Origin of the sequence: Alteromonas sp. 009811495 (assembly GCF_028865455.1) — a bacterium.
Classification (GTDB): domain Bacteria; phylum Pseudomonadota; class Gammaproteobacteria; order Enterobacterales; family Alteromonadaceae; genus Alteromonas.
This window is the reverse complement of sequence record NZ_CP113972.1, coordinates 2,112,302-2,138,153: the sequence shown is the minus strand read 5'-3', so window position 1 is coordinate 2,138,153 and position 25,852 is coordinate 2,112,302. Positions and strand designations below refer to the sequence as shown.

26 protein-coding genes are annotated in these 25,852 nt (G+C 41.6%); 22 read left to right on the top strand and 4 right to left on the bottom strand.

Annotated features, from left to right (window positions below):
• Nucleotides 1-107 precede the first annotated feature (107 nt).
• From OZ660_RS09870 to OZ660_RS09835, 8 genes are all read left to right on the top strand, one after another.
• The gene (locus OZ660_RS09870; RefSeq protein ID WP_274743377.1) at nt 108-1,532 is read left to right on the top strand and encodes a cryptochrome/photolyase family protein; all 1,425 of its coding nucleotides are present in this window, start codon (nt 108-110) and stop codon (nt 1,530-1,532) included.
• Nucleotides 1,533-1,535: 3 nt separating this feature from the next.
• Nucleotides 1,536-3,074, top strand: coding sequence for a cryptochrome/photolyase family protein (locus OZ660_RS09865; protein WP_274743376.1), 1,539 nt, complete (start codon nt 1,536-1,538; stop codon nt 3,072-3,074).
• The gene (locus tag OZ660_RS09860; protein ID WP_274743375.1) at nt 3,061-3,225 is read left to right on the top strand and encodes a DUF2256 domain-containing protein; all 165 of its coding nucleotides are present in this window, start codon (nt 3,061-3,063) and stop codon (nt 3,223-3,225) included. The genes OZ660_RS09865 and OZ660_RS09860 overlap by 14 nt, the downstream gene beginning before the upstream one ends.
• A 136-nt stretch (nt 3,226-3,361) precedes the next feature.
• Entirely contained in the window at nt 3,362-4,339 is a 978-nt protein-coding gene (locus tag OZ660_RS09855) for a putative oxygenase MesX (protein ID WP_274743374.1), read from the top strand.
• 20 nt (nt 4,340-4,359) lie between these two features.
• Nucleotides 4,360-5,388: a methionine synthase gene (locus OZ660_RS09850; RefSeq protein WP_274743449.1), complete on the top strand. Its 1,029-nt coding sequence runs from the start codon at nt 4,360-4,362 to the stop codon at nt 5,386-5,388.
• Between the two features lie 70 nt (nt 5,389-5,458).
• The gene (locus tag OZ660_RS09845; protein WP_274743373.1) at nt 5,459-6,748 is read left to right on the top strand and encodes a DUF2254 domain-containing protein; all 1,290 of its coding nucleotides are present in this window, start codon (nt 5,459-5,461) and stop codon (nt 6,746-6,748) included.
• 1,380 nt (nt 6,749-8,128) lie between these two features.
• Entirely contained in the window at nt 8,129-9,217 is a 1,089-nt protein-coding gene (locus OZ660_RS09840; RefSeq protein ID WP_274743372.1) for a tyrosine-type recombinase/integrase, read from the top strand.
• A gap of 224 nt (nt 9,218-9,441) precedes the next feature.
• The gene (locus tag OZ660_RS09835; protein ID WP_274743371.1) at nt 9,442-9,810 is read left to right on the top strand and encodes a hypothetical protein; all 369 of its coding nucleotides are present in this window, start codon (nt 9,442-9,444) and stop codon (nt 9,808-9,810) included.
• Here OZ660_RS09835 and OZ660_RS09830 read toward each other — a convergent pair.
• Together OZ660_RS09830 and OZ660_RS09825 are read right to left on the bottom strand one after the other, a co-directional pair.
• Nucleotides 9,807-10,175, bottom strand: a complete 369-nt coding sequence (locus OZ660_RS09830) for a diacylglycerol kinase (RefSeq protein ID WP_202265713.1) — start codon at nt 10,173-10,175, stop codon at nt 9,807-9,809. The genes OZ660_RS09835 and OZ660_RS09830 overlap by 4 nt on opposite strands.
• 153 nt (nt 10,176-10,328) lie before the next feature.
• On the bottom strand, nt 10,329-10,751 hold the full coding sequence (locus OZ660_RS09825; protein WP_274743370.1) for a universal stress protein: 423 nt from the start codon (nt 10,749-10,751) through the stop codon (nt 10,329-10,331).
• A gap of 141 nt (nt 10,752-10,892) precedes the next feature.
• On the opposite strand from OZ660_RS09825, the gene OZ660_RS09820 reads away from it, so the two are divergent.
• Nucleotides 10,893-11,366, top strand: a complete 474-nt coding sequence (locus OZ660_RS09820; RefSeq protein ID WP_274743369.1) for a c-type cytochrome — start codon at nt 10,893-10,895, stop codon at nt 11,364-11,366.
• Between the two features lie 28 nt (nt 11,367-11,394).
• On the opposite strand, the gene OZ660_RS09815 is transcribed toward OZ660_RS09820, so the two are convergent.
• Entirely contained in the window at nt 11,395-13,026 is a 1,632-nt protein-coding gene (locus OZ660_RS09815; protein ID WP_202265707.1) for an FMN-binding glutamate synthase family protein, read from the bottom strand.
• A gap of 288 nt (nt 13,027-13,314) precedes the next feature.
• Between OZ660_RS09815 and OZ660_RS09810 the strand changes: the two genes are divergently transcribed.
• The 3 genes from OZ660_RS09810 to bfr (OZ660_RS09800) all read left to right on the top strand — a co-directional run bounded on the left by OZ660_RS09810 (nt 13,315) and on the right by bfr (OZ660_RS09800) (nt 15,963).
• On the top strand, nt 13,315-14,886 hold the full coding sequence (locus OZ660_RS09810) for a cation:proton antiporter family protein (RefSeq protein WP_274743368.1): 1,572 nt from the start codon (nt 13,315-13,317) through the stop codon (nt 14,884-14,886).
• A gap of 133 nt (nt 14,887-15,019) precedes the next feature.
• Entirely contained in the window at nt 15,020-15,496 is a 477-nt protein-coding gene (gene bfr, locus OZ660_RS09805; RefSeq protein WP_159624555.1) for a bacterioferritin, read from the top strand.
• Complete coding sequence (bfr, locus tag OZ660_RS09800) at nt 15,496-15,963, top strand: bacterioferritin (protein ID WP_159624557.1); 468 nt, start codon at nt 15,496-15,498, stop codon at nt 15,961-15,963. Before bfr (OZ660_RS09805) ends, bfr (OZ660_RS09800) begins: the two co-directional genes overlap by 1 nt.
• Nucleotides 15,964-16,029: 66 nt before the next feature.
• Here the strand turns inward: bfr (OZ660_RS09800) and OZ660_RS09795 are convergent, their stop codons facing one another.
• Entirely contained in the window at nt 16,030-16,425 is a 396-nt protein-coding gene (locus OZ660_RS09795) for a hypothetical protein (protein WP_232369744.1), read from the bottom strand.
• Between the two features lie 312 nt (nt 16,426-16,737).
• Between OZ660_RS09795 and ccoN the strand changes: the two genes are divergently transcribed.
• From ccoN to uspE, 10 genes are all read left to right on the top strand, one after another.
• Nucleotides 16,738-18,171 (top strand): cytochrome-c oxidase, cbb3-type subunit I, encoded by a 1,434-nt coding sequence (ccoN, locus tag OZ660_RS09790; RefSeq protein ID WP_159624561.1) that lies wholly within the window; start codon nt 16,738-16,740, stop codon nt 18,169-18,171.
• Between the two features lie 15 nt (nt 18,172-18,186).
• Entirely contained in the window at nt 18,187-18,792 is a 606-nt protein-coding gene (gene ccoO, locus OZ660_RS09785) for a cytochrome-c oxidase, cbb3-type subunit II (RefSeq protein WP_159624563.1), read from the top strand.
• A 1-nt stretch (nt 18,793) separates the two neighbouring features.
• Nucleotides 18,794-18,955, top strand: coding sequence for a cbb3-type cytochrome oxidase subunit 3 (locus OZ660_RS09780; protein ID WP_131094652.1), 162 nt, complete (start codon nt 18,794-18,796; stop codon nt 18,953-18,955).
• Between the two features lie 16 nt (nt 18,956-18,971).
• The gene (gene ccoP / locus OZ660_RS09775) at nt 18,972-19,925 is read left to right on the top strand and encodes a cytochrome-c oxidase, cbb3-type subunit III (RefSeq protein ID WP_202265699.1); all 954 of its coding nucleotides are present in this window, start codon (nt 18,972-18,974) and stop codon (nt 19,923-19,925) included.
• Nucleotides 19,926-20,093: 168 nt separating this feature from the next.
• A complete protein-coding gene (locus OZ660_RS09770) occupies nt 20,094-20,573 on the top strand; it encodes a FixH family protein (RefSeq protein ID WP_159624567.1) in 480 nt (159 codons plus the stop codon).
• Nucleotides 20,573-22,975, top strand: coding sequence for a heavy metal translocating P-type ATPase (locus OZ660_RS09765; RefSeq protein WP_274743367.1), 2,403 nt, complete (start codon nt 20,573-20,575; stop codon nt 22,973-22,975). Before OZ660_RS09770 ends, OZ660_RS09765 begins: the two co-directional genes overlap by 1 nt.
• A gap of 1 nt (nt 22,976) precedes the next feature.
• Nucleotides 22,977-23,255, top strand: coding sequence for a cbb3-type cytochrome oxidase assembly protein CcoS (gene ccoS, locus OZ660_RS09760; RefSeq protein WP_226434400.1), 279 nt, complete (start codon nt 22,977-22,979; stop codon nt 23,253-23,255).
• A complete protein-coding gene (locus tag OZ660_RS09755) occupies nt 23,242-23,901 on the top strand; it encodes a sulfite exporter TauE/SafE family protein (RefSeq protein ID WP_202265695.1) in 660 nt (219 codons plus the stop codon). The genes ccoS and OZ660_RS09755 overlap by 14 nt, the downstream gene beginning before the upstream one ends.
• Nucleotides 23,902-23,952: 51 nt before the next feature.
• The gene (gene fnr / locus OZ660_RS09750; protein ID WP_159624573.1) at nt 23,953-24,693 is read left to right on the top strand and encodes a fumarate/nitrate reduction transcriptional regulator Fnr; all 741 of its coding nucleotides are present in this window, start codon (nt 23,953-23,955) and stop codon (nt 24,691-24,693) included.
• A 170-nt stretch (nt 24,694-24,863) separates the two neighbouring features.
• The gene (uspE, locus tag OZ660_RS09745; protein ID WP_202265693.1) at nt 24,864-25,787 is read left to right on the top strand and encodes a universal stress protein UspE; all 924 of its coding nucleotides are present in this window, start codon (nt 24,864-24,866) and stop codon (nt 25,785-25,787) included.
• Nucleotides 25,788-25,852: the final 65 nt, after the last annotated feature.

The following is a 25,852-nucleotide window of genomic DNA, read 5'->3' as shown; positions in this document are numbered from 1 at the left end:
TCACTATTAGTTTTTTAATTTTCTAACGGATCCTGAACCGAAGGAACATCGTAGTAAGTGAAATACGTAACCGACTAAAAAATAGAACAACGAAAAAAGGAAAAATAGTGACCGTTCCTGTTAGCATCATGTGGTTCAGACAAGACTTACGCGTTAAAGACAATCCTGCGCTTAACGCTGCCTGTGATATGGGAAAAATTGTACCCATTTATATTTATGACGAGGCAACACCTGATGGAAGGATCCCTGGTGGGGCGAGTCAATGGTGGCTACACCACTCTTTAGCTTCATTAAAAGAACGCCTCAATGGACACCTTCAAATCTTTAAGGGCGATCCAAAGCAACTTATTCCTAAATTGTTAAAAGAATTCAGCGCCAAATCTATATTTTGGAATCGCTGCTATGAGCCATGGCAAAAAAATCGTGACACGGATATAAAAAAAGCCCTTGTAAACGACGGATTCGACGCACAGAGCTATAACGGAAGTTTGCTCTGGGAGCCTATGAAGGTACTCAAGAAGGATGGTACGCCGTACAGAGTGTTTACGCCTTATTATCGAAAAGGCTGTTTGCAAATAGATGAACCCAGATACCCTAAAGCACCGCCTGCGAGGATCACTTACGCCGATGTAAAGGATATTGGCGATGGGCTCGAAGCATTAGATTTGCTTCCAACAATACCGTGGGATGAAACCATTAAGTCTAGTTGGAAGCCAGGCGAAGAGGGCGCAGCTGACAACCTATCGAGTTTCATCGAAAACGCGGCACGAAATTATAAAGAAGACAGAGACATTCCTTCTGTAAAGGGAACATCGCGGCTATCGCCACATCTCCATTTTGGTGAAGTCTCTCCTAATCAAGTGTGGTACGCCATAAAAGATAAATTTGGAAATAGCGAGGATAAAAGTATTGATACCTACTTAAGTGAATTAGGCTGGCGCGAATTTAGCTATTACTTGCTGTATCACTTTCCCACATTGCCGAATAAAAACTTCAACGAAAAGTTCGATAAGTTCCCATGGCGAACTGATGCTAAAGCGCTCAAAGCGTGGCAAACGGGCAACACTGGCATTCCTATCGTTGACGCTGGCATGCGCGAACTATGGCAAACCGGTTATATGCACAACCGAGTACGAATGATTGTGGGGTCGTTTTTAGTGAAGAACTTGTTGCTGAGCTGGCATGAAGGCGAGCGATGGTTTTGGGATACCTTGCTCGATGCTGACCTTGCGAGCAACAGTGCCAGTTGGCAATGGGTCGCGGGCTCAGGTGCAGACGCAGCACCGTACTTTAGAATCTTTAACCCTATTTTACAGGGAGAAAAATTCGATAAAAAAGGCAACTATGTGCGTCGATATTGCCCTGAGCTTAAAAACTTGCCAGACAAGTACATCCACAAACCATGGGAAGCCCCAGGAATCATTGCGAAGGACGCAGGTATTGAACTAGGAAAGGACTACCCTAAGCCAATTGTAGATTTAAAAGCGTCACGCCAACGAGCGCTCGACGCATTTCAAGAGATAAAAGAGTAGGGTATGTCTTCACTCATATTAGTGCTTGGCGATCAGCTAACCGAAACGCTTCCAGCTATTGCGAATGCGCGTAAAACCAAAGACACAATACTGATGGCTGAAGTTCGCGAGGAAGCCACTTATGTTAAGCATCATAAGAAAAAAATCGCGTTTTTGTTCAGCGCCATGCGTCATTTTGCGAAGGCGCTGAAAGATGATAATTATCGTGTGGACTATGTGTCCTATCTTGATGACAACAATCAAGGTAGTTTACTTGGTCAAGTTAGGTATGCGTTAGATAATGGCAACTTTGAACGCGTGGTATGCACAACGCCTGGTGAACACAGGCTGCTTAAAAGTATGCAGCAGTGGGAGAACGAGTTAGGTGTTCCGGTTGAAATCTGCGAAGACAACCGCTTTCTGTCGACCCCTCAAGAATTTAGTGAATGGGCTCACGGTAAAAAACAGCTTCGGATGGAGTTTTTTTACCGAGAAATGAGACGGAAACACCACGTGCTGATGGACGGTAAAAACCCCATAGGTGGAAAATGGAACTACGATTCACAAAATCGTGAATCAATGCCCGAGACACACAAGGTTCCCAAGCACACCACGTTTGATATTGACGACATTACGCAGGATGTTATTGAGCTCGTCGAAAGAGAGTTTGAACATCATTTTGGTGAGCTAGATAATTTCTTTTTTGCTGTAACGCGCAAAGATGCGCTCAAAGTTCTTGATACATTTATTGAAGAGCGACTACATAACTTTGGTCAATATCAAGATGCCATGGTTGAAGGCAAGCCATGGATGTATCACTCACATATTGCCTTTTATTTAAACTGCGGTTTGCTTACTCCCAAAGAAGCCATTGACGCCGCTGAACGGGCTTATCACGCCGGTCAGGTTCCACTCAATTCTGCCGAAGGGTTTATTCGTCAAATTCTGGGTTGGAGAGAGTATGTCAGAGGGTTCTATTGGCACTTTATGCCTGGCCTCAAAACGGACAACTATTTTGGAAACACGCGCTCATTGCCATCTTTCTTTTGGGATGCCCAAACCAATATGAACTGTATGCGCCAGTGCATAAAAGAAACTGAGCAAAATGCGTATGCGCACCATATTCAACGTCTTATGGTAATTGGGAACTTTAGCCTGCTGACTGAACTTAGCCCGGAAGAAGTACAGGCTTGGTACTTGTTAGTCTATGCAGACGCCTATGAGTGGGTTGAACTGCCTAACGTTGCGGGCATGATTCTATACAGTGATGGCGGCAATTTGGCCAGCAAGCCTTACGTGGCAAGTGGTAGCTACATCAATAAAATGTCCAATTACTGTAAGAATTGTGGCTATCAAGTATCCAAAAAAACAGGGCCTAAAGCCTGTCCTTTTAACTACCTCTATTGGCACTTTATTGATAAACACAAAGAAAAGCTAAGTAACAACAATCGTATGGCAATGATCTATAAAACGTATTCACGCATGAAAGAAGAGAATATTGATGCGATGAAAGATGATGCTACGATATTTTTGACCAAGCTAACTAAGAATGAAGAAGTCTAACTTACCCTCCAAAATCTGCCCTGTTTGTGACCGTCCTTTTACTTGGCGAAAAAAATGGGAACGAGATTGGGAAAACGTAAAGTACTGCTCTAAGCGTTGTGCTTCAAATAAAGTAAAATCTCATGAAGCGGGACGCCCGGTCAACTCATGAATGTTATTAATACTTAAATGAATTAATACCATTTTTTTTCATACAAAAGACTCGGTATAACATTGCCATATTGTGATGCGTCATAAATGTTACTCAATGACGCTTAAGAAAAATATAGGCGATTGACGGGGCTTTCATGGACAATATTTTCTCATTTAAGATAAAACGAACACAGTTCGACGAAAATTACTCACCCGCAGAAACTACCAGGCTAACGACTAATTTTGCCAATTTAGCGCGCGGCCCGAAGCGAAAAGAAAATCTCAGTAATACGTTGAGGATGATTAACAATCGTTTCAATGCACTTGCACACTGGGACAACGGAAATGCAAATCGCTATTGTGTTTCGTTGGAAATCATATCGGTAGACATCGCCTTTAAAGGGGCAACTGACTATTTTCCTAATATTGAAATATTGCAGTCGTCCATAGTCGATACTTTTACGAGCACAAAGATTGAAGGTGTGGTTGGCAATAATTTCTCCTCTTACATTAGAGATTATGATTTCAGCGTGTTGCTGTCCAAGCACAATAAAGGCAAGAAGCAATTTACGGTTCCTGAAGGGTTTGGTGACTTACACGGAAAGCTATTTCAGTTATTTATTAATTCTGAAACCTACAAGAACGAGTTTTCAAAACTTCCTGTTATTTGCTTGAGCGTATCTGAAAACAAAACCTACACTAAAACTGACAATCTTCACCCAGTGCTTGGTACAGAATATGTGCCAGACTCAACTTCTCTAACTGAAGCATACTTCAAAAAGATGGGGCTAAATGTACGTTATTTTATGCCTGCTAACAGCGCTGCGCCGTTAGCCTTTTACTTTTGTGGAGATCTCCTCAATGGGTATACCAATTTGGAGTTGGTTAGCGCTATAGCAACAATGGAAACCTTTCAAAAGATATACCGCCCAGAAATATATAATGCCAATACAGCAGCTGGACGAATTTTCCAACCCAAACTGTCGCATCAAGATCATTCCTATACCACTATTGTTTATGACAGACAGGAACGGACTGAACTTGCTATTGCACAAGGGGAGTTTGTGGAAAAGGAATTTATCAAGCCATACCAGACAGTATTGAACGCGCTTAGTACACAAACTTCACTTTAGACATAAAGAAGCCCAACATGATACAAAACAAATTACCGACCTCGATTGCTGGCAGTCTGCCTAAGCCTGCATGGCTAGCACAACCTAAAACACTATGGTCTCCATGGAAACTAGAAGAAAGCCACCTTCAAGAAGGTAAGCGAGATGCGCTTCTACTCGCTCTTCATGCACAACATCATGCCGGCATCGATATTGTCAGTGATGGAGAGCAATCTAGACAGCATTTCGTCACAACCTTTATTGAAAACTTGCAGGGTGTTGACTTTGAACAGAAGAAAACCGTTCGAATACGCAATCGATATGACGCAAACGTACCGGTTATCAAAGGGCCTGTTGCTTTACAAGAACCAGTATTTGCACAAGATGCCAAGTTCCTACGACAGCATACGGCTAAGCCAATCAAGTGGGCACTACCTGGTCCTATGACAATGATTGATACGCTTTATGATGACTACTACGGTTCCCGGGAGTCACTTGCATGGGAGTTTGCAAAAATACTAAATCAAGAAGCGAAAGCGCTAGAAGCGGCTGGCGTTGATATTATTCAGTTTGATGAGCCTGCGTTTAATGTGTTTTTTGATGACGTAAACGAGTGGGGAATTGCCGCCTTAGAAAAAGCTACTGAGGGACTTTCTTGTGAAACGGCCGTTCACATATGCTATGGATATGGTATCAAAGCAAACACTGAGTGGAAAAAAACGTTAGGTGAACAATGGCGACAATATGAACATACATTTCCGAAGTTGCAGCAGTCATCCATCGATATAATTTCACTTGAATGCCATAACTCAAAAGTCCCAATCGAGTTACTTGAGCTAATTAACCGCAAAAAAGTTATGGTAGGTGCTATAGACGTAGCTAGTAATGTTATTGAAACGCCAGAGGAAGTGGCTAACACGCTGTTTCAAGCGCTCAAATATGTCGACAAAAATAACCTCATCCCTTGCACTAACTGCGGAATGGCGCCGCTTACTCAAGCAATCAGCGATGCAAAGCTTGATGCGCTAACACGGGGTACTCAACTAGTTAGGCGGGAGCTTGGTATTTAATATTGTATAGGTTAAACAATTTCGTCCTTCAATGCGTACAAACGTATATTAGTTAAGTATTGAGGGACGAATGGAAGCGCCAATTACGGTAGATAGATTGCGATTTTTAGTCTACCACTTTAAAGAAAAACTATGGGTAAAGCCTTTAGCCTTCTGCCTATTGTCTTTTATGTCTGTATTTGTTGCTAAAGTTGCCGACGGTACGTCATTGCATGAACATATCCCTGAAATAAAACCTGAATCCGTAGAGACGCTACTTTCCATTATGGCGTCAAGCATGATGGTGATAGCAACGTTCTCTGCAGGCACTATGGTTAACGCCTACGCGTCAGCAAGTCAGTCTTCAACGCCAAGAAGTTTAAGCTTAATAATCTCAGACGACGTGTCTCAAAACGCTTTGTCTGTTTTTATTGGAGCATTTATCTATAGCGCAGTAGCGCTTACCGTTATGAACAATGCGTTTTTCGGTAAATCAGGCACATTTATTTTATTTGCGTTAACTTGCTTTGCGTTTGTCATGGTTATTTTAACGTTTATTCGATGGGTAGATAGCGTTGCTCGACTAGGCCGTGTAGGCTCGACCGTGCTTAAAGTAGAAGCTGCTACAAAACGCGCGATAAAAAATAGAATTTCACGTCCATGTTTAGGTGCAGTACCGGCGAGCCAAGCAGCAGTGCAGGGGACCCATACCATATATAGTAAGCGAGTAGGGTACATACAGCTTATCGATATCGCTAAGCTTCAATATTATGCAAAACAAAACGATGTGTTTATTAATGTCGCCATGCTTCCCGGTGAATTTGTTACGCCCGAGAAGCCTATTGCTTATACAACACAACCAGTAAAAGACAATGACATTGAATGTGCATTTTCAATTAGTGAAACACGTTCATTTGAAGCTGACCCCAGATTTGGATTTATTGTGCTAGCAGAAATTGCATCTCGCGCACTTTCACCCTCCGTTAACGATCACGGAACCGCTATAACCATACTGAGCAGCATTACCCGATTGTTGTTGACTTGGGAGTACGATAACGAATGTACCCCTGAAGAAAGAAGTGAAGTTCTTAAAAATAAACCAGTAAAGTACGACCGTGTATCTGTGCCTGAACTGGTTGTTGAGGATATCTTCGACGACGCCTATACCAGTATTGCAAGAGATGGAGCTGATAAAATTGAAGTAGCAATCCGCATATTAAAGTCACTCATTACTGTGCACACAACATATCGTTCAAAAGATAAAAACTTTGAGAACGCTGCAAACAAATATTTATCGATAAGTTTCCAAAGAGCTAAAGAAACATTGTCTTTTGAAGAAGATATAAAACGCCTTGAAGAAGTATTTAGTCGTAGTAAGTAAAAATAGCGAATCGTTTGAATGTTGAAGTTATAAAACTCTCTGACTAGAAACATTGCAAAGAATTCGACACCTCATGAATTATTTCTAAAACTCCTATCTAGGTCACGTAATCTACGTTGTAAAACGCCTTCATATGCATTTCAAAATTTAAATTACGTCGAATTCCTTATCGTGCTCTACGTAAAATCTGACGACATATACCTCTAAACTTATTTCAGATTTTACGTAGCGCACGATTAAATTTAATACGCCTAAATCAAATCATCTGAGCCACTTTAAATTAAAAACACAGCTTTAAGCATAAAGTTCACACACAGGCCTGTATACCAACAACGCTGTCATGCCAAAAAGTCTGTAAGCAATCACAGCCAACAAACGAACCGAATAGAAAGACATCAGCTCCCTAATCTTCCATATATACAATTACGCATAATGTATATTATGTTAAATAAGATATCAAAGTAACTGGATAGAGAGTGCATTCTTGCTCTTTAAATTAACGTCCCTTTTGCTCAATTAGTTTTTTAATAAGTGTCTTTATTAAGGATGCTATTCAGAAATGAAAATTAGAATGTTATTTTCCAGATATGTTGATTGATGTTGGATTAACCGGATAAAAATTAGATGCTAATTCGACGTGCACTTATATTTAAATTATTTATTTCAAGCGCTATTTAATCAAAGCAGTTTAATGCTTTACCGCAATTAATAAGGATTGGAGTTAATAAATTCAGCTTTACACAAAAGGCTTACTTAAACTAATTAACTGATGTGGTTCTCACTAAAATGATAGTTTTTAGATATTTTGTCTAACAACAATTCGAAAACTAAAGTATTGTTAGCTTAGTTTATTTAACTTAGTAATTTTAAATCATTTAACACCTTAGCGATTTTCTAGCTATTTTTATCTAGCATAACCCAGCTACTTACACCCCCAGCAAGCTCATCTAACTCCATTTATCACGTTGTGCCTATCTACTAACTCTTTGAACAAAGATACGAGCTTAAACACGTGGAGCTAGGTTGTGAAAATTTTAATATTTGTTGATGTTTTTGATGGTCAATTATTAGGCGACGCTACGTGAAATCTGAATAGAATTGAGCAGCTGTATCCTGCAGATTTTACGTAGCATTACTTATAAATATTCGTTCAATTATCACGATTTATATAGTGGAAAGGTATACATTCCATTGGTTTTCGTTGCCATAACACGTCAGCACTGTATATATAAACAGCTTTTGTGCTAGTATGTGTAATCAGGTTAATACCTGAAATCTTTTAGACGTTAAGTACCAGTCTTTTGACCGTTCACGCATGATAATTACAGTTATCATGCGTGAATATGCTTTAAAAACAATAAGATAGCTGCATTTCCACCAATGTCAGAGAAACCGATTTATAATCTATTAGCCAACCACGTTCAAGGTGCATTAAATTCGCAAGCAGTTAGCAATCAAAACGCTAAAGTGAGTGACTATTATAGAGATATCTTTTCAAAGCTTCCTTTTAACACACAAAGAGCTTACATCAGCGACTACAATGAGTTTTCACTTTACTGCTCACAACAAGGCTTACCAGGTTTAACGAATGACTTTAATAGCAATGAGTATTGTATTAAGAGTTATGTAAGCACGCTGTGTGAATCACCACTAGCCTATCGAACGATAAAACGAAGACTTTCTGCCCTCAGTAAATTTATGGGAATAGCCAACTTACCTAATCCCATCATACGTTCGGTTTACCTTAGAGACTTCATAAGGCTCTCACTCATTGAAAACCAAAAGTATAGGATGTCAAATCAACAGGCCGTCCCGCTAACAATTGATATGGTAGAACACATCAATAATGTGGTTATTCCGGACTCTTTACTTGAACTCCGAGACCTGGCAATCATTAACATGATGTTTGACGCGTTGTTACGGGCCGATGAGTTGGTAAGAGTTCGACTCGAGGATATTTCTGCGCGTAATAATACAGTGTTGATAATTACGTCTAAGAGTGATCAAAGTGGTCAAGGTCAATATCGTTTTATATCGTCTAGTACGTTAACAATGGTCAATGAGTATATTACTGAAGCAAACACAGACACTAGTAGCAAGCTTCCACGTCATAGTAGTGATACAAGGAGCTTAAGAAAAGGTATCTTGTTTAGACGTGTAAATAATCATAAGACCGCATTACTTCCTTTTGATGAGCACGTACCTTCTCATCGAGCAAATGTGCTGAATTATTCTAGTGTCTATCGAATTTGGAAACGAATTGCTGTACGCGCCAACATCTCTGAAAACATTACACCACACAGTGGCCGCGTCGGAGGTGCTGTTTCGTTAGCCGAAGATGGAGCGTCACTTCCCGAACTACAGCTTGCTGGAGGCTGGAACTCTCCTGAAATGCCAGGTCATTATACGCGACAAGCTAATGTTAAACGTGGCGGTATGGCAAAGTTATCTAAAAAAAGAAAAAGGTAATATAATCAATTCCATAACCCATTTCAGATGCGTTACGCGTAACTTATAAAAGTTTTTTTTGAGCATGATTTGGGTTAATAACTATCTTCAAAATGGTCATGTCCCCTGCTCTATTCATGAGTTCTCTTTAAATTTAGTTTTTGTTCGCTGTACTGAGTCGAACTTAAAACGAAGATGCCCCGTATATATCACAGTTAAGCAAAAAGAGATTACAGGAGTTTTTAATGAGTAGTGGAATTGAACCTAAACACGGCAAGTTATTGGCAGAGATGATTGTTCCCTCGTCACATTGGCAATTACAACCTGAAAAACAAGATCCATTCACAAGCAAGGAAGCAGCGATAACCTATTTAAACAGTCATAATGAACCATTGTATATTCACGTGCCTTACGTTCAAGATGATATCAGCGGAGATAGAAATAACGGAGCGCGTATAACGGTAACTTCACGAGAAGACGACGTCGTTTTTACCATAAATGATATAAATAACGGTGGTGAGACCGCGTTGCATTTTTCTCACCTAAAAAACCTCGATAGTTCGCTGCGTACCCTGGTAGAGAGTTGCTGCGATAAAAAGATAGTAGCACTCTAGCTAAATCGAGGCAGTAGTATTAAACACCACGTAAAGATTGCCAGTGTCAGACTTACGAATACTGCAGCCGAGCCAATATCTTTGGCTCGGCCTATTAATACGTGAATATCTGTACTCACGTGGTCACATAACTTTTCTACCGCGGTATTAAGCAACTCTGTGATAAGCACTATAAATAACGACATAACAAGGAGTATGCGCTCTACATGAGTAACATCTAAATAGAATGCGACTGGTACTAAAATCACCATTGCTACAAGTTCTTGTCTAACAGCAGCTTCACTTTTAAATGCAGCTTTTAAACCTTTCATCGAATAATACGTTGCAAAAAGCAAACGTGAAAAACCAGTGCGTTTCGTTATCATTGTATTCCTAGTTCCATCTCTAGAATTACATTTATAGAATAACTGTTCACGCTATCTTATTAAGATGACAATCACGTTACCAAAAATCTAAAACAACGATAGCTTTCATATATTTATAAAAACTAAGCAGAGCGCTTTAAACCATTAACGTTATTATACCTTTACAGCCAACACGTCCGTTTTAACACCATGTAATACTGCGTTTGCCGTCGAACCAAGCAACAAGCGTAAACCGCTTTGACCGTGAGTTCCCACAACGATAAGGTCTGCACCAATTTTTTCTGCCATATGATGAATTTCATCTGACGGATTACCTATTTCTACATTTACGTGGGTATAGGGAATGTCGTGTCGCTGTGCGATATCTTTTAGCTCGCGCAAGGCCTGCTCTCTGACCTCTTCTGAGAAATCACGTTCCAAAAAAAGGCCATAGGGTTCCATGGTACTTTGCGGATAAGCGACGTACAGTAAATGTATTTTGTGACTATTGCCCGCTATTGCAACTGCCTTTTGAACAACAAGGTCGTAGTCTGAATAAACATCAATCGGAACTAAGATAGTTTCATATCCTTGCATCACATTCCCCTTTTTAGGTTCAATTTGTACATAAACACTATAGTTAAGGATTCAGAGGATATTATTGCGCTAGGTCAATATCTCAACGGTTTTTTGCGCCATAATTAAGATACATTTAAACAGCACGTAATGAGGGATAACATGTATAAAATGATAACAATCCTATGCATCACTATGCTTTTGGCTGCCTGTGAACAAGGCGCGAATTCGCCCCGAGGTTTCAGTTTACCTGAAGGGGATATGGAAAAAGGCTTTGAGGTATTTAAAAAATACCAATGCCAAGATTGCCATAGAATAGCAGGTGAAAAAGAGCGGGATGATGCGACATACTTGTTAGTTAAGCCTATACCATTAGGTGGCAGTAGTGGAAGAATTAAAACCTATGCTGAATTAGTAACAAGTATTATTAACCCTTCGCATAAGCTTACTCCTCGCCAGCCTGCAAGTTTTACGAGTGAAGACGGAGTGTCATTCATGAGGATTGTAAATGACGAATTAACGGTGACAGAACTTATTGATTTAGTCGCGTATTTGCAACCTAAATACAAAGTAACGCCATACCGTACCAGTGACTACCGCCTTTACCAACTCCGTATACCAGACAAAGCAGAATAGTACATAAAGCTTGAAAACTAGCGGTGTCTTAGGACACCGCTTTTGTTTCTTCTTCAATTTGCGCAAGTTGGCTACATGGCATAAAACTATTAGAGTTCGCCTCATTAAAATGCAGTTTAAAGCGTTCTGGTATGTCGTCAGTTAAGAAGCTTCCCGTTTTTACCAATGGAAATATTTCGTCATAACGCGCAATGCAACTCTGGTCTACCCGACGAAATATGTGTGTACGATTTAACTCGCTCGTTTTTATATGACCAGTAGAAGATAATATATCCATTAGCGCGTGAACGGTTTTTTTATGGAAGCGATAAACACGCTCATATTTGTCTTGTACATTCAAACCGGCTGCAAGTTTTGGATCTTGCGTAGCAACGCCTGTTGGGCATTTGTTAGTGTTGCACGATAAAGACTGAACGCACCCTAAGGCCAACATCATCCCCCTAGCACTATTACATATATCAGCACCTAAGCTCAGGTTCTTTGCTAATTGAAAAGCTGTAATTATCTTACCTGATGCGATGATTTTTATTTGATCTCTTATTGCGAAGCCAGTCAGACAATCATCAACGAACGCCAGCGCTTCACGAAGGGGAAAACCTATAGAATTAGTATACTCAAGTGGTGCCGCTCCAGTACCACCCTCGCCTCCATCAACGGTAATAAAGTCTGGTGTAACACCTTTTTCAACCATTGCCTTACACATCGCAATGAATTCACTTTTGCGTCCTAAAGCGAGTTTTATACCTATGGGCTTGTATCCACTGAGCTCTCTTAGTTGTGTGATAAAATCAATCATTTCAATAGGTGTGGAAAATGCTTTGTGTCTAGGTGGAGAGTCGACTTGCGTACCTGGTTCAACGCCTCTGATTTTCGCAATCTCTGGCGTGTTTTTGTGTGCGGGAAGAATACCACCGTGACCTGGTTTTGCACCTTGGCTCAGCTTTATCTCAATCATTTTAACGTTGTCTAAAGCGGCTTTTTCTTTAAAGAGCTCACTATCAAAACCACCGTCTTTGTTGCGGCAACCAAAGTAACCGGTACCGATTTGCCACACAATATCGCCACCATTTTCAAGATGGTATGGTGTTAAACCGCCCTCTCCGGTGTTGTGATAAAAGCCACCTTTTGCAGCACCTTTATTAAGCGCCTGTATAGCGTTTTTCGATAAACTGCCAAAACTCATTGCACTAATGTTCAACACACTCGCTTTGTAGGGCTTTTTACATAACGGCCCACCCACTGTGACTTTGGGGTTCGCTTCCATATCTTGTATATCACGGGCTGATAATGAGTGACCTATCCATTCGTATCCGTCTTTGTAGGTGTCTAGCTGAGTACCGAATGGAATGGTCTCGCGGCTATTCTTAGCACGTTGATAAACAATTGACCGAAACATGCGCGAGATTGGGGCACCACCAGTGTCTGTTTCAATAATATATTGCTGGATGTAAGGTCTAAGCGATTCAACAGTCCATCTTACCCGGCCGATAAGCGGAAAGTTTCTTAAAATAGCATGCTTAGTTTGGAAGACATCATATATTGCAAAGCACAGAAGCGTTGCCGACAAGAGCAAAAACCACCATATTGGACTCCACAAGAAACCAATAACAACGTTAACTATAACGAGTAAGACCAATACAGATAAAATGGTGGTCCGCATAAGATATCCTTATTAAAGTGCAGTAACTTATACTTACATAAATTGCCACGTTTTAGTTTGTTTATACAACGAAACGTCCATATTCTTGCACCACTTCCTGCTCTTTCTGGTTACGCATAACCATGAGGCGCCAAATTTAGCCATTCAAAACTGACTAACAGATGCCTCACGTTGGCATTACATGCTAGTCTAATTAAACGGTAATTCCTCAATTATGATGTACTTGTGCTACGTTGCAGTGCTTGTGCGTTAATGAATGTTATATAGATAGCGAGTGAAAGAGTTTTCATGGAGTATGCATTTCTTCTTTTTGCCTTCGTTTGTGGGCTAACAGTTAAACTAATTGGTATTCCGCCACTTGTAGGGTATTTGCTTGCTGGTTTTTTGCTAAACTTTGCGGGTTATGGTCTGACTGATGAACTCACCCAAATTGCAAATTTGGGTATCACCATCATGCTTTTCACTATCGGCCTCAAGCTAAACATTCGCGACCTTAGTCGACGTGAAGTGTGGGCGGGAAGCGTGTCACACACGGTGTTGTGGGTAGGTGTCATTACCTGCGTGGTTTATGGCGTTAGCGCGCTAGCGGCAAGTTACATAGATGGCTTAACATGGCAAAGCGCAGCACTAGTAGCATTTGCTTTGAGCTTTAGCAGTACGGTGTGCGTTGTAAAAGTACTTGAGGAAAGCGGAGAAAGTAAGACAAGGCATGGCCGACTGGCAATTGGTATTTTAGTCATGCAGGATGTTTTTGCAGTTGTTTTCCTTGTTGTTGCTACAGGCAAGTTGCCTACCGTATGGGCCCTAGCGCTACTTGCACTCTTTCCTGCCATGCCGCTTATCAAGAAAATGATTAATAAATCGGGGCACGGAGAATTACTGCCACTCACGGGGTTTATCTTGGCGTTAGGTGGTTATCATTTATTTGAACTGGTAAACATTAAAGGTGATTTGGGCGCGCTAATTTTCGGAATAATGCTGGCACAACATGAAAAAGCCTCGGAACTCGCTAAGTCACTATTAAGTTTCAAAGATCTATTTCTAATCGGCTTTTTCCTAACTATTGGTCTGACAGCACTGCCCGACATTACGATGATGTTGATGGCACTGGTGTTTTGCTTGCTTATTCCAATTAAAGCATTGCTGTTCTTCGGCCTATTTACCTCTTTGCGCTTAAGAGGACGCACCTCGTATCTCAGTAGTCTAGTGCTTTCTAATTATAGTGAGTTTGGCCTTATTGTTGGCGCGCTCGCTGTGTCACTTGGGCTTTTGGGCAATACATGGCTAGTTGTTATAGCGCTTTCTGTATCAATTTCATTTGTTATTACCAGTATTTTATATCGCACCTCACACTCTCAATACCATCGTTACAAAGAAAAAATTAAACGGTTTGAGAAAAACAGACGTTTAAAAGAAGACATTTACCCTACATTACATAATGCTGAGTTTTTGGTACTGGGCATGGGACGTGTTGGACGCGGCGCGTTCAATGCTTTATCTAAACTGACTGATGTAAACGTATGGGGCATGGATGCTGATAGAGTAAAAATTAAAGAACTTGCAGACGAAGGTCTCAATGTCATTTGTGGTGACGGCGAAGATATCGATCTTTGGGATAATTTAGATATTAAGGATGTTCAACTTGTGTTACTTGCCTTGCCATCAATTCAAGACTCTATCAATATTACACGGCAATTGAAAAACGCAGGCTACACTGGAAAAGTAGCAGCAATTGCACGCTACGAAGACGAAGTATCCTCTTTGTTAGAAAATGGAGTGGATAAGGTCTTTAACTTCTTCACTGAAGCAGGTCTCGGCTTTGCAGAGGAAAGTTTGGCCTATGCTCATTCGCAACGGTAATGCAGTTCTAAATGCGAACAATGGATGAATTGAGAAACGTTATCGTTTGTAAATATATGTTTTATATGGTTTTTTTGACATTCGGCATTTTAAGCACTAGACTTAACGCAAATAATGACTAAGGGTTTACACAATGCAAGGTGATAAACAAGTTGTAGCGAAATTAAACGAAGTACTGACAAGTGAACTTACCTCTATAAATCAGTACTTTCTGCACGCGCGCATGTTCAAGAACTGGGGTTTTTCAGAATTAAACGAGAAAAACTATAAAAAGTCGATTAAGGACATGAAGCAAGCGGATGACCTTATCGAACGAATTTTGTTTCTTGAAGGGCTGCCTAATTTGCAGGCATTAGGAAAGCTGTACATTGGTGAAGATACGCCAGAGATGTTGTCATGCGATGCGCGATTCCAAAAAGAACAGTTGCCTCTTCTTAGAGACGCAATCGCGTTATGTGAAGAAAAGCAAGATTATGTATCTCGCGATCTGCTAGAAGACATTCTTGAATATGAAGAAGAGCATTTAGACTGGATAGAAACGCAAGAATATCAAATTGATGCAATGGGTATTGAAAACTACCTACAAGCGCAAGTAATGGGAGATGACTAATGAAAGGTAACCAAGCAATCATTAACGGCTTAAACGAGCTACTCTCTTATGAGCTTGCTGCAATGGATCAATATTTTATTCATTCGCAAATGTACTTAGATTGGGGTCTCAATAAGTTGTACGAGCGAATTGATCATGAATTTGATGATGAGCGCGGTCATGCAACAAAGTTGATTGAACGCATGCTGTTTCTTGAAGGCACGCCAGACATGACCAAACGCACTGGCTTTAAGGTCGGTAAAGACGTGCCAGAGATGCTCGAAAGTGACCTACGCGTTGAGTACGAAGTTGATGCAAAATTGCGTGAAGTTATCGCATTATGTGAAACCGAAAAAGACTACGTAACGCGTGATATGCTTATTGTGTTGCTAGACGACACAGAGATGGACCATGCACACTGGCTAGAACAGCAATTGGGATTAATTAAGCGCATTGGTCTTGCAAACTACTTACAATCTCAAATGTAAATTGGTGAGCGCAGAATAAATGAAAAACGGTTAGCATAGGCTAGCCGTTTTTTTAACACGTTATAACTACTGCTGCGTAACAAAATAAAGATAGTTAGGTTTGTTTTGCCCTTTTACATTTAACCTTAGTTGCCAACGCATTACGGGTTCGCTACAACTACCCAACATAAACCAACCGGACCATTTGGTATCACTGTCAGAATCTAAAAGGACGGGTATTTTACCCATATACATGTTCACGCCTTCAATCCAGGCACTTTCAATTTCAACACCCGATGGAACGGTCAAAGAAAGCGTAATCGACTCTTCTGGAACAGGCTTGACAGAAAAATGGGCTATAGCAATACGGTCATCAATATTAAATTCGCACGTTTCATTAACGAAATTACAGCTATTTCTGATTCCATTGACTACATTAGTATCTGTATACGCGGTTGATTGAAACTTATGTGCTAAATACACACATCCTGCCACGACTAATATCGTGAGAAGTGGCAGTTGCAAATGTAAAAAATTTGATCGTTTCTTGTTATCGTTATTTAGCATTTCTTAAATTTTATGTATTTCTTCATTGACTGAGATCAAGCTTAGTTAGTTTATGGTATCTTTTTGTAATTAAAAACCTTATCATCCGCGTACCAACTGGCTTGGAGACAATAATTATTACTCTTTCCAAGCTCGGTGTGAAGCGCTAATCCTATTTTAATAGGCGTCATACCGCACTATTTTGGCAGTTGGAAACCATAGTTCATTTGAAGTGGAAGATTCATTAAAATGAGTGAAATAAGCCAAGCACAACCTGACTACAATTATAAAGTAGTTAGGCAATTTACCATCATGACAATAGTCTGGGGTATCATTGGTATGGGCCTAGGGGTATTTATTGCTGCGCAATTATTTGCACCTATGCTTAACTTTGACACACCATGGCTAACATTCTCACGTTTGCGTCCGTTGCACACTAACGCCGTTATTTTTGCCTTCGGCGGCTGTGCGCTATTTGCAACGTCGTACTACATCGTTCAGCGTACCTGCCAGGTAAGACTGTTCAGTGACAAACTTGCCGCATTTACCTTCTGGGGTTGGCAAGCCGTTATCGTTTTAGCTGTTGTAACCCTTCCATTTGGTTTAACCAGCTCAAAAGAATACGCTGAACTAGAATGGCCAATCGATATTCTTTTGGCACTGGTCTGGATCGCTTATATCATCAACTTTTTCGGAACCCTAGTAATCCGTAAAGTTTCGCACATTTACGTTGCGAACTGGTTCCTAGGTGCCTTTATGCTTACCGTTGCAGTTCTGCACATTGGTAATAGCATGGCTATTCCGGTTTCTTTCACTAAATCGTATTCATTGTATGCTGGTGCTGTAGACGCCATGATGCAGTGGTGGTACGGCCACAACGCGGTAGGTTTCTTCCTGACTGCTGGCTTCCTAGGGATGATGTACTACTTTGTTCCTAAGCAAGCAGGTCGCCCGGTTTATTCATACAGACTTTCAATCGTTCACTTCTGGGCGTTGATTTCTCTGTATATCTGGGCAGGTCCTCACCACCTTCACTACACTGCTCTACCTGATTGGACACAGTCTCTCGGTATGGTGATGTCAGTTATTCTATTCGTTCCGTCTTGGGGTGGTATGATTAACGGTATTATGACGCTTTCAGGTGCATGGCATAAACTGCGTACTGACCCTGTATTGCGTTTCCTTATTGTTTCATTGTCTTTCTACGGTATGTCTACCTTTGAAGGTCCAATGATGGCAATCAAAACCGTTAACGCTCTGTCTCACTATACAGACTGGACTATCGGCCACGTACACTCTGGTGCATTGGGTTGGGTTGCAATGGTATCAATTGGTTCTATCTACCACTTAATTCCAGTGCTATTCGGTCAGCCTGCAATGTACAGCACCCGTTTGGTAAACGTACATTTCTGGTTGGCAACAATCGGTGTAGTACTTTACATCGTAGCAATGTGGATGTCTGGTGTACTTCAAGGTCTAATGTGGCGTGCAGTTAACGCAGACGGTACGCTAACGTACAGTTTTGTTGAGTCATTAGAAGCCTCTAAGCCGTTCTACGTGGTTCGCTTCATTGGTGGTTGTTTCGTTGTTGCGGGTATGCTTGTTATGGCCTACAACACTTGGAAAACCGTTCGTGCCCCTAAAGGCAGTATCGCTGCAGATCCAGCGACTCAGCCAGCGTAATTAAGGAGACGAATAATGAAAAATCCACATGAGTTAATTGAAAAGAACGTTGGCCTATTAACTGTTTTGATTCTTATTGCAATCAGCTTTGGTGCCATGGTTCAAATTACGCCGTTGATGTTTCAACAACAAACAATGGAACCGGTACAAGGCTTACGTCCATACACTGCACTGGAACTTGAAGGTCGCGACATCTATATCCGTGAAGGATGTGTTGGTTGTCACAGCCAGATGATTCGTCCGTTCCGTGCTGAGACAGAACGTTATGGTCACTACAGTGTTGCTGGTGAATCAGTATGGGAACACCCTTTCCTATGGGGTTCTAAGCGTACTGGTCCTGACCTTGCACGTGTAGGCGGTCGTTACAGTGATGAGTGGCATCGTGTTCACCTGCTAAACCCGCGTAACGTAGTACCAGAGTCGAATATGCCAGGTTTCCCTTGGCTAGCGGAAAACACGCTTGATGGCGAGTTAACAGCTGACAAAATGGAAGTATTCCGTGGGTTCGGCGTTCCGTATACCGACGAAGATATTGCGGGAGCAAAAGCGGCAGTACAGGGTAAAACGGAAATGGAAGCCCTTATTGCTTATCTACAATCTCTTGGCACACACTTGAAATAGTATGGATCAGGGAATTGTAGGCAGCATTTTTACTGTCATCGTCTTTGTTTGCTTCATCGGCATTGTGTGGTGGGCGTTCAGCAGCCACAACAAGAAAAAGTTCGATGAAGCCGCAAACCTAGTGTTTGCAGACGAAGAAAAAGAAAAATCAAAAGAAGATTAGCAGGAGTCTTGAACTCATGAGTATGTTTTGGACAATTTGGATTTCAGTGATAACCCTAGGGTTAATCATTGGTTGCTACTTCCTTCTGCGCTGGTGCTTATCGAATCAGACAGGCGTGCCAGAAGGTGAGTCAATGGGGCACGAATTTGATGGTATCGAGGAGTTGAACAACCAACTTCCTCGTTGGTGGACAATTATGTTCTACATGACCATCGTTTGGGGTTTCCTATACCTATTACTTTACCCTGGTTTGGGTGCGTGGGAAGGCGTACTGGGCTGGAGAAGCTCTAACCAAAACGTGCAGTCGATTGAAGAATCGGTACAAGCGCGTATTGAAGCGAAAGAGCAAGGTAAACTGGTTGAGTACGACCGCGAGTTAGATTTTGCTGCTGAGAAGTTCGACCCGATCTTCGAAGCCTATGCGAAAGTTCCGGTTGAAGAACTGGCTAAAGATCCTGAAGCAAACAAAGTAGGTCAGCGTTTATTCCTACAAAATTGCTCTCAGTGTCACGGTTCTGATGCCCGCGGTCAAAACGGCGGCTTCCCTAACCTCACTGACAATGACTGGTTGTACGGTGGTTCGGGTGCGAAAATTGTTGAAACTCTTACGCTTGGTCGTAAAGCAGCAATGCCAGCATGGCTTGATGCAATGGGTGAAGACGGTATCGAAGAAGTCGTAAACTACGTACTTAGCCTAAGTGGTCGTGAAGTAGATCAGCAACTTGCTGACGCAGGTAAGGCCCGCTTTGCGGCCTGTGCAGCGTGTCACGGTATGGACGGTAAAGGCAACCAAATGCTTGGTGCTCCTAACTTAACGGATAATATCTGGCTTTATGGCGGAAGCCACAGAGCGGTTACAGAGACACTAACTTACGGTCGTAATGGTGTAATGCCTTCGTTCAAGAAAACCTTGGGTGATGACAAAATTCACGTAGTTGCGGCATACGTTTACAGCCTATCGAACGATTAATGATTTAAATCATTAAATATCGCAAAAAGCCTCGTTACCACGAGGCTTTTTTTATGAGAAAATACAGAGATATAAAAAGCATATTCACAGGTGTTTCCCGTTGTTTTTTGTTCAATTGAAAATGCCAATGAATATGTTGTTTAGCAGTAAATACGAGAACCTTTATCAATGAACAGACCTTGGTATAAAGAATTCTGGCCGTGGTTTCTTATCGCCGTGCCTATCGTCACTCTTATTATGGGAGGTGTACTTCTAAAACTTGCTATCTCAACAGAAGATAGTTTGGTTGTTGACGATTACTACAAAGAAGGTAAAGCCATTAACGCAACGCTAGATAAAGAAGCGTTAGCTAGAAAGCGTAATATCACTACAGACTTAACTATTGATAACGGAAGTATCGCCCTTAAGTTTCATTCTGGTATACCGCAAGAAGGCAATGCGTTAAAGCTCAGTTTTTATCACGTAACGTTGGAAGAAAGAGACATAAGTGTATTACTAAGTCGAGATGCTAGTGGTATTTACCGCGGTTTTATTGAGCAAAACATGGATGGTAAGTGGCGCGTTTCACTTACACCTTTTGATGAGAGCTGGAAAATTCAAAATACGCTTAACCTACCCTATTCTGGCACTATAAAGTTTAATCCATAATGTCACAGCACGACTGTTATCACTGCGGCTTGCCTATAGCAAGTTCCGATCAAGGCCAGTTTAATACTGTTATATTGGGGCAAACACGCGATATGTGTTGTCCCGGATGTCTGGCGGTGTCAGAAGCTATTGTAAACAATGGCTTAGAAGACTATTACCAATTTAGAACCGAGCCGGCAAAGAAATCTGACAATAGCATCCTCGATACCCTTGATAAGTTAAACGTATATGACGATCCTTCACTTCAGGAGGAGTTTGTCTATGACGAAGGGCAACATAAACAAATTCAGTTAACGCTAGAGGGGATTACTTGTGCAGCATGCGGCTGGCTAATTGAAAAGCAGCTTTCAAAAGTAGAAGGCATTAAACAGGTTGCGGTTAACGTGCAAGAGCGCCGAGCGTTGATCACCTGGTCACCACTGGAAATTAAGCTCAGTCAAATTTTAACTACATTGAAACGCATTGGTTATGTCGGGTCTCCTTTTCACCCTGATGACCACGAGGCCAGTTACAAGCGAGAGCAAAAGACCTTTCTAAAAAAGCTTGGTCTTGCAGGTATTATGACCATGCAAGTTATGATGCTTATGACTGGCCTTTATTTCGACTGGTTTGGCGCAATAGAATTGGAAACCAGGCAGTATTTCTATTGGGTAGCACTGACACTAACCACCCCCGTTGTGCTTTATTCGGGTAGCACATTTTACATAGGCGCAGTTAAAGCGCTTAGTGCAAAAACGGTAAACATGGATGTGCCTGTCACCCTAGCTGTTTTTGGTACTTATTTCGCAGGTATACGTTCTACTTTGCAAGAACAAGGTGAAGTGTATTTTGAATCTATCTGTATGTTTATTTTTCTGCTATTACTTAGCCGATTTTTAGAACATAGAAGCCGTCACCGTGCTGCGCAAATATCCGCGAATATGATGCAGTATGTGCCTGTGTCGGCTACCAAAGTAAATTCAGACGGTTCAATAAGTGAATGTCTCGCCAAGCAACTTGCTGTAGGCGATGTTGTACTAGTAAAACCCGGTGAAACAGTGCCTATTGACGGTACCGTAGTCGACGGTATGGCATCGGTAGATGAATCTATGCTTACCGGCGAGTTTAATCCTGTCTCAAAAAGTGAAAAAAGCACCGTGTATGGAGGTACCGTTTGCCAAGATGGCACTCTCACGGTTACCGTTTCTCAAACACTCAAAAATGCATTGGTGAATCAAATTGTTCGCCTTCAAGCGAGTGCGATGGCAAGCAAACCCAAAGCTGCGCAATTAGCCGATAATTTCTCGCGCTATTTTGTTAGCGCTGTATTGGTTATTGCAGGTTTAACTTACGGCTACTGGACTTTGCAAGGTAGCGAAGATGCATTTTGGATAACAATATCTGTACTAGTAGCAACCTGCCCTTGCGCATTAGGGCTTGCGACACCGTCAGCGCTTACCTGCGCAATGGCGAAACTAAACCGCCAAGGTATATTGTTAAAACGCGCCGATGCACTTGAACAAATCACCACAATCGACACCATAGCCCTTGATAAAACAGGTACACTTACAGAAGGTAAATTTACACTCACCCAACGCTGGTTTGCTGATGGTGTTGATGAAAACAGCGTTATGAACATTGCAATGGCACTAGAAATGCGTTCGGAGCACCCGATAGCCAAAGCATTTATTACCACGAGCGAATCAGGCAGCCAACCGCCTCATCAAGTTGAACAATTTACTGTTACACCAGGGGGTGGTATCACCGGTGTAATAAATAACGCACAATTTATGATGGGAAGTGCATCATTTGTAGCAGTCGACACTGCGCTTGTTCCAATAAACGCAAACGTGTATCTCACTGTTAACGGGAAGCTTTTAGGGGCATTTGAGGTCAGTGATACGTTACGAAAAGACACCAAAACCACCCTTAATGCCCTTGGGAAGCATAACTCACTTATTGTGCTTAGCGGTGATACCCAACACAATGTAGATACCCTATCACAGCACCTTCCCATACAGCTTGCAAAAGGTGGTCTTACTCCTGAAGATAAGTTTCACGAAGTACAGGCAATGCAAGCCAGCGGAAAAAAAGTGATGATGATGGGAGATGGTATTAATGATGCACCAGTATTAGCAAGCGCCGATGTTGCTATAGCGGTGGGTAATGCAACGGATGTAGCAAAAACCGCCGCCGATGTTATCTTACTTGGCGATCAATTACTTTCTGTTCCAGAGTTAATTACCACCGCCAAGCAAGTAAAACAAAAAATTAGGCAAAATATTGGCTGGTCTGTAGGTTACAACATTCTGATTCTACCATTTGCTGTATCTGGTTTGCTTTCACCTTGGATGGCTGTGGTAGGCATGTCACTAAGTTCTATTATTGTGGTGACAAACTCAACCCGACTATTGAGTAAGTAGCATGAGCATTATTTACGTCCTTATACCCATCGCCATCATTATCGTGGCCGTCGCTATCGTTATTTTCTTTTGGGCTGTAAAGTCCAATCAGTTTGAAGACCTCGATCGTCAAGGCTACAGTATTTTGTTTGATGATGATCTGTCGCCAGAGGAAAAACAACTTGCAGAACAACGTAAGAAACTGCAAGAAAAAGAAGAATTAACTCACTTATCTAAACACACGAACACAGCGAAAACATCAGTCAATCAACCTGAAAACGAGACTCATGGAAGGCATTAATTACTTCTCTGCCTTTCTCATTGGGCTCGCAGGCGGCGTTCACTGTGTAGGAATGTGTGGGGGTATTGTCACCGCACTACGAATGGTTACCCCAAAAGGCGTTTCACCCTTCCCCTATACCCTGACTTATAATATTGGGCGCATTGTCAGTTATACCATCGCAGGCGGTATAACTGGTTTTTTTGGAAAAATTGCCGCAGATTATATTCCTCTCGCAAATTATGCACTTTCACTGATTAGCGGCATCATGCTGCTGCTGTTGGCATGCTATCTCGGGCAGTGGTATACAGGCTTAACCAAACTAGAACGGTTGGGCAACGGGATATTTAAAAAAATACAGCCTTACTCTAAACGTTTTTTACCATTTAGAACGCCGCTGAGCGCCTTTCCCTACGGCTTCATTTGGGGATGGTTACCGTGCGGGTTAGTCTATTCAACTTTAACATGGTCATTGGCTTCTGGCAGTGCCTTGCAAGGTAGCGCAATTATGTTCTTCTTTGGATTAGGCACCTTGCCTACACTGATTGCGACAAGCTTGGGGAGTCAATGGTTGATCTCTGGATTTAAAAACACATTGGTTAGACAAGGGATCGCGAGCATAATGGCTATATATGCTGTTTATCTGATTTATCGCGCAATCGCCTAAATCTTGCGGTATCATAACAAAGTAAACCCTGTAATTTGTGAGTTAGCATTTATGAGCAAAGGAAGCCAATTCTCTATACATTGTCAAAACTGCAGTTTCAGTCATTTATGTCTACCAGTGGCATTGAATAAGACAGAAATTGAGTCTCTTGATGACATCATTGAGCGTAAAAAGCCACTCCACAAGGGCGATACGCTTATCCAAACTGGCGATACCTTTCGTTCACTCTTTGCTGTTCGCACAGGCTCTTTCAAGTCTTTTGTTACAAACAAAGAAGGTGAAGAGCAGATAACAGGTTTTCACTTTCCCGGCGATATCATAGGCTTTGATGCACTACGTGAAAATCAGCATCAAAGCTACACGCAGGCTCTTGAAACTGCAATGGTGTGCGAACTCCCCTACGAAACGTTAGATGAAATGTCAGTACAATTTCCAAAACTTCGTCACCAGATTATGAGCTTCATGAGTGCGGAAATTAAGCAAGATCACGATATGATTATGCTGTTAAACAAACGCACAGCCGAAGAGCGTCTCTTATATTTCATCTCGCATTTGTCTCAACGTTTTGAGGAACGTGGTTTTTCACACAGAGAGTTTCACTTAACGATGACTCGTAACGAAATAGGTAACTATTTAGGTTTGACCATCGAAACGATAAGTCGCCTGTTAAGTCGCTTCCAAAAAGACGGTATTATCAAGGTAGATGGCAAGCTTATTACTATTTTAGATTTTGATAGGCTTAGTACAAAACTAGAAGCACTTAACGGTCCCAGCGTTGTGTGTAACGGTTAGGAACCCTAATCAGCAACTGGTAACAAGATTAAGATTGGCGCTTTGTTTGCGCCTTTTTTATTTATTGATCTAAAACAACTAACGTTTTTAGTATTGTCGTTTACACTTACCTTAAGCGTCCAACGTATTTATAAAACTAAATACTAAGCTTTTGTTTATAAGGGGTAGTTATGATTGAGTACAAACGCATCCTTGCTGTTGTTGATGCCGAGCGAGACACACAACCTGCCTTAAGCAGGGCCTACGAATTAGCGTCAAAATTGGGCGCTTCAGTAACAGCCATGATGGTGGTATACGATCTCTCTTATGACATGACCACTATGCTTAGCCCTGATGAAAGAGAGTCAATGCGCGACGCTGTCACTAACGAACACGCCAAATGGCTATCAGGAGAGCTTCACAAGCAAGGCTATGGAGAAACTGATATTGTTGTTGAATGGAATAATCGCGCCTATGAATCAATTATTCATTATGCCTTGGACAATCAAATCGATTTAGTGGTTAAAGCAACTAAGAAACATGATGACTTGGCATCCGTTATATTTACGCCCACAGACTGGCACCTGATGCGTAAATGCCCTCGTCCAGTATTATTGGTAAAAGAGCACGATTGGCCAGAAGGTGGCGAAATTATTGCTGCTGTAAACGTAGGTACTGAAGACGACGAACATGCCGCGCTCAATGATAAAATTACCGTTATTGCCAACGACTATGCGTCGCTTTTAAAAGGGAATGTCAATCTTGTTAACAGCTACCCTTCAACACCGCTAAATATTGCTATTGAAGTCCCTGAGTTCGACCCTGACACTTATCATGATGCGGTTAAGCAGCACCACCAGAAAGAAATGCGCGCCCACGCACTTAAATATGGTGTACCTGATAATAAATGCGTAGTTAAAGAAGGATTACCAGAAAAGGTTATCCCCATGGTTGCAAAAGACATTGACGCAGAACTCGTTATCATCGGCACAGTTGGCAGAGTTGGCATTTCAGCCGCTTTGATTGGTAATACTGCAGAACATGTTATCGATGAACTGAACTGCGATGTGTTGGCACTCAAGCCCGACGGTTTTATATCACCGTTGGCAAACTAAGTACTGTGCAAAGTAGGATGTCAATATGCTAACCGAACAAGAGCTCTGAACGAACAAGTGCTCTG